Here is a 4,969-nt window from a genome sequence, read left to right on the forward strand (position 1 = left end):
GCCAAGCGCACAAAAAAGCCCGCCTCCAGCTACGACTGAGGGCGGGACATCCGGGACCGGTATAGACGCTGGAGCAGCAGCTTGAGCAGCGGCGGAACGATAAAGTAGACGAACATCAGGCGGAACAGCTGGTAAGCCGAGACGACTGGCAGGTCTGCGCCGACCTCATGGGCGATCAGACTCATCTGATCCATCCCGCCGGGCGCCATCGCCAGGAAGCCGGTCATATGATCGATCGCATGCATCCGCCCGACCAGCTCAGCCATACCAAGGCTGCCGGCGATCAGCAGCAGACTGCCAAGCACGGCGACGGACAGCAGCCGCAGCTTGCGCTCGGCCTGCGACGGCTTGAGCATCAGGCCGACATAGACGCCGATCAGCAGCTGCGCTGCCTGGAGGAACGCTGCCGGCGGCTCCGGCGCTTGCAGACCGAGCTGGATCAACAGCGCCGTGCTGAGGATCGGAGCCACCATGTAAGGCGTCGGCAGCTTGATCCGCTGGCCTAGCCAGATCGCCAGCGCGCCTGTCACCACGAACAGGAGGAAGCCCGGCCCGAGCGGAGCTGTCGTCTCCACAGGCAGCGGCCCGCCTGCGCCGGGAGTGCCGCCGAGCAGCGGACTGACCGCCAGCAGCGGCACGAGCAGGACGATCAGCAGCACTCGCACGACCTGGAAGATCGTTACCGCCGTCACATTGACCCCGCGCATCTCCTCCGCGAGCACGACGACTTGGGACAGTCCGCCCGGCACGCAGCCGATCAGCGCCGTCGGCAGGTCGACCCCGGCGAGTCGGCTGCATAGCAGAGCGATCAGCGCGCAGAGCGCCATCAGCAGCGCCGCCAGGACGATCATCGTCGGCAGCTGGTAGCCGATCTGGATGAGCGCCTCGCGGGTGAATGAGAGGCCGATCGCATACCCGACGATGATCATCCCGCTATTGCGCAGCACAGGCGACCAGCTCGGCCGGACGGCCTCGCCTCGCAGCAGCAGCGAGGCGACGAACACGGCCGACATCGGCCCGAGCAGCCACGGCACCGGGATATGCAGCATACGGAACAGCAGCGCCCCCGCCACGGCGAGGACAGCCGTCAACAGCGTGCGTTGTACGATAATATATCTCATAGCCGCCCCTATAACCCGAACAGCCGGTACACAACCAGCGGAGCGCCGAGACCGAGCAGACTGCCTGCGCAGATCTGACCGACCGTATGCGCGCGCACCCGCCAGCGGGCCCAGCCGATCAAGGGCAGCAGCACGTAGGATACGAAAAATAACGGCGCGACCACCACAGCAAGCGTCGTCAGCGCCCCAGCGAAGCCGATCAGATGGAGGCTGATCTTCCAGCGAGCCCACTGCGTAATGGCGAGCGCGATCAGCAGCGTACAGATCATCGCCGTCACCGCCGCCAGCAGCGGGAGCGGCGCTTGCGTCAGGAACAAGGCGAGGAGCACAACAACCATGCAGCCGCCGGTGAAGAGGAACGGCACCAGCCGTTGCTCCCTGCGGCTCACATGTACATTGGAATATGTGCCCCGACGCACGCCGCGCCGGATCAGCAGGAGCGGCGCGACCGAGAGGCCTAGCCCGATCACGAGCCACCACAGCAGTCCAGCCTCCACATCCGGCGCCGTGAAGATCGCTACCGTCAGGAACAGCGGGGGCGCGACATAGAGCGGGTTGGTAAGGCGCGAGATGAGCTGCGCGAGCCATAGCCGCCGGCCCTCATAAGGCGCTTGTCCAGCCATTTTTTCTTCGATGCGAACCACCCCCATTATTAGCCCAAATAGCCAAAAGATTAATCGCGTTAAGAAAGCTCTGTCCGGACCTAAGCATCGCTTCAGGATCGGAAGTCCGTCTCTACCATTCTAAACGCAAAAAAAATCGCCTGCAATGAGGCGATGGAAAAGCCCGGCCCGCCTAGGCCTGGACAGGGATAGGAACGGTGAGCAGAGCAAAAAGAAAAGGCCAACCAGCAACAATATCTGGTTGACCTAACCGTGCCCTTAGCCCAGCTTCTGACCGCAGTTCGGACAGAAGTTGGCGCCTTCGTTTTTGGCGCCGCAGTTCGGGCAGAAGTTCGGCTTGGCCTGGCCGCCGGATGACGCCCCGGAGCCCGCATTGCCGGAGGACGACGAGCCGCCGCTACCCTGCCCTTGACCGCCGCCGTTGCCTTGGCCCGAGTTGTTGCCCCGATTCTGGCCTTGGCCTTGTTGATTGATGTTTTTCATCATTTCGTTGGCCATATTCATGCCCATCATCATCCCCGCCATGTCGGAGGCCGCGCCGCCGCCCTGCACCTTGCCGGAGGCGATGCCGTCGGTCATGGAGATCTGCTGGTACTTGGATACGTTGCCGATCATCTCATGCGAGGCGGTCTTGGTGATCATATCCTGGATTTCCTTCGGATAGTTGAAGCTCATGACGTTGAAGCCGGTAATCGTGATGCCGTTGTTCAGAATCTCCATGTCCAGATCCTCGCGGATGCCGCGTGCGATATCATGCGCATTGGCTTGCAGATTGAACATATCCTTGCCCTCGCGGCTGATCCACTTCATGAGCAGTTGGTCCAGCGCCGAGGTGATGCGGATGCGCACATCCTCGACCAGATAGCTGTCGCGGACGCCAGCGATCTTGTCGATCAGCGCCACATAGTCGCTCACCTTGAAGTTGAAGGTGCCGTTAGCCCGGATCGGCATGCCGCCCGGCAGTTGGGGCGTCGGGATGAGCACCGGATTTTGCGTGCCCCAGCGGACGGTGAATTCCTTCGTATTGACGAACAGAACCTCGACCCGCATACCGCTGTTGAAGCCGAACTTGAAGCCCTTGAGCGTCGAGAGGAACGGGATGATCTCGGACTCGATGTTGTAGTCGCCCTCCTGCTCGAACACGCCCTCGATCCGCCCGTTATTGAAGAAGATCGCATCCTGCCCCGGCCGGATGATCAGCTTGCTGCCCTTTTTGATCTCCTTGTTGCTCCACTTCCAGAAGATCATATCGTCCCGGAATTCTTCCCATTCCACTACATTGGCGAACTGATTGCGAAAAAATACCATCTCACATCGTCCCTTCTCTTAAAATGATCGGCCGCCGCCGCTGTGCGAATGTCCGCCGCGGGTCATCCCGCCGCCGCCACCGCCGCCGCCGTTGTTCTTCGGAATCTTCGTCTTGGTCGTCGTCGTCCGCAAGTACGTGTCGCGATGCGCCAGCACGCCCGATGACGCCGAATCCTCGTACGTCTGCCGGTTGATCGTCACCCGCCCGCCCGAGCGGTAGGCCATCACGCCGACGACGAGCGCCCCTAGAGCGAGCGATACCGCCACCTGGAACCACGTTTTGAACAAAATATTGTCGGGGTTGAACCCTGGCTCGAAGCTCATATAGTAGTCAGAGCGCTCCAGGAACTGTCGGAACGCCTCCGCGTAGTCGCCATTCGTCAGCTGCGGCGCTACGTAATCCAGCACCTTTTGAATCCGAGCGTCGTCGAGATATTCCTTGGCGTGATAAAATCCGGCAATGTAGACATCGCGGGTATACATATCTACCGTCATAATCGCCGCATTGCCGAAGGACTTGTTATACCCCGGGCCGCGCTCGTCGTAGAAGTCCTGCGTCAGCCGCTTCGCGTCAACACTATGCTCTCGATCCGTCGTATAGAGGATGAAATCCGTCTGATGCGTCTCGCTGTATGACGCTGCCAGCGTCTCCAGCTCTGCACGCGCGCTGTCGCTCAGCAGGCCGGCCTCGTCGAAGATCCGTTGCTTGTCGGCCGCCAGGCTGCTGGTCGGCAGGAGCAGCAAGCCAATCGCGAGCATTAGTACGAGCGCAGCCCATGTCGATCGTCTCACAGGAACCCGCCTCCCATCGCCCACGACACCGTCTTCAGCGCCAACAGCGTCACGACCGAGACGCCGCCGAACCACGCCGCCACCTTGCCCATACTAATCGGGGGCTTGCCGACTACCTTGCCGGTTTGGCCGTTCATTGCGAAGGTGTAGCCTTTTTTATTGTAATCATAATAGACCATCCATACCGGCAGCAACGCGTAGTCCGCATGTCGGAGCCGCGTATCGATGTCCTTGCGGCTGTACGTTACTGTAGCATAGCCGCCGACGGTGGACTGGATGTACGAGTTGATGAATGGCGCGATCTTGTCCTTCACCCGGGGGAACAGCTGCTTGTCGTCGTAGCTGTACTTCTCCGCGATGTAGCCTGCCAGATACGGGGAGTTAAACGTCTTGAGTTGGCCGTAAGGGAACGGCTCCAGCCGGTCCATCAGCTCGTCGCTCATCTTCTCCGACGCGTCCACCGGCACCTTGTTGTAGTTGAGCCGGATCTTGCGGTACACCTCATAGTGCTGCGTCTCCGTGTAGCGGTATTCGCCGCGCGTGTACGTCCGCACCTTGGTGCCGTGGCCCTGCACCTCGATCTCGTTGTTCAGCTCATAGAGCCAGAACGGCACGTAGATGCCGGTGATGCTCTTGATCCGATCTGCCGTCATGAAGCCTCGCGGCGTCAACAGTCCGCCCCGGCACCACTTGCGGAAGGCCTGCTCGGCCTGCTGCTTGCTGATCGCGAACGGGATTACCTTGGACGGCGCCAGCTGACCGGACAGCCGGTCCGCCAGCACAACAGCCGACCCGCAAAAGCTGCAGGTCGTCGCCGACGTCTCGGGCTCAGTGATGATGTCCGCGCCGCAGCTGTTGCAATGATACTCTACCGCCTCGCCCTCCTCGAACGTCTGGACCAGCAGCGGGTCGGAGCTGTCGTCGATCTTGTCTTGTCTGCCGCAGCTCGGACAGGACAGCATCCCGGAGGCGCTGTCGAAGTTCATCCCGCTCCCGCAATTGGGACATTTGTACTCTACAACCGGCATCCTCTCACCTCATTTCTCTCTATCAATCAGGATGTCCTCAAAAAGGAGCCTACGGTCACGGGATCGTTCTTCCGATCGCTGTTGTCCCCAGATTTCT

5 protein-coding genes are annotated in these 4,969 nt (G+C 60.9%); all 5 read right to left on the minus strand.

Annotated elements, in window-relative coordinates; all coding sequences use genetic code 11:
* Nucleotides 1-29: 29 nt before the first annotated feature.
* Complete coding sequence (locus PA598K_RS03290; protein ID WP_185601496.1) at nt 30-1,121, minus strand: AbrB family transcriptional regulator; 1,092 nt, start codon at nt 1,119-1,121, stop codon at nt 30-32.
* Nucleotides 1,122-1,129: 8 nt separating this feature from the next.
* A complete protein-coding gene (locus tag PA598K_RS35900) occupies nt 1,130-1,765 on the minus strand; it encodes a hypothetical protein (RefSeq protein ID WP_185601499.1) in 636 nt (211 codons plus the stop codon).
* Nucleotides 1,766-2,002: 237 nt separating this feature from the next.
* Nucleotides 2,003-3,052, minus strand: a complete 1,050-nt coding sequence (locus PA598K_RS03295; RefSeq protein ID WP_128655477.1) for an SPFH domain-containing protein — start codon at nt 3,050-3,052, stop codon at nt 2,003-2,005.
* Between the two features lie 18 nt (nt 3,053-3,070).
* A complete protein-coding gene (locus PA598K_RS03300; protein WP_128655478.1) occupies nt 3,071-3,844 on the minus strand; it encodes a TPM domain-containing protein in 774 nt (257 codons plus the stop codon).
* Nucleotides 3,841-4,872, minus strand: a complete 1,032-nt coding sequence (locus PA598K_RS03305) for a TFIIB-type zinc ribbon-containing protein (protein WP_128655479.1) — start codon at nt 4,870-4,872, stop codon at nt 3,841-3,843. Before PA598K_RS03305 ends, PA598K_RS03300 begins: the two co-directional genes overlap by 4 nt.
* Nucleotides 4,873-4,969 lie beyond the last annotated feature (97 nt).

Source organism: Paenibacillus sp. 598K (assembly GCF_003851045.1).
GTDB lineage: Bacteria > Bacillota > Bacilli > Paenibacillales > Paenibacillaceae > Paenibacillus_D.

Excerpts from the sequence above, each read along its gene's own strand:
- PA598K_RS03290 (WP_185601496.1), bottom strand. The coding sequence starts at position 1,121 with ATGAGATATATTATCGTACAACGCACGCTGTTGACGGCTGTCCTCGCC.
- PA598K_RS03295 (WP_128655477.1), bottom strand. The coding sequence starts at position 3,052 with ATGGTATTTTTTCGCAATCAGTTCGCCAATGTAGTGGAATGGGAAGAA.
- PA598K_RS03305 (WP_128655479.1), bottom strand. The coding sequence starts at position 4,872 with ATGCCGGTTGTAGAGTACAAATGTCCCAATTGCGGGAGCGGGATGAAC.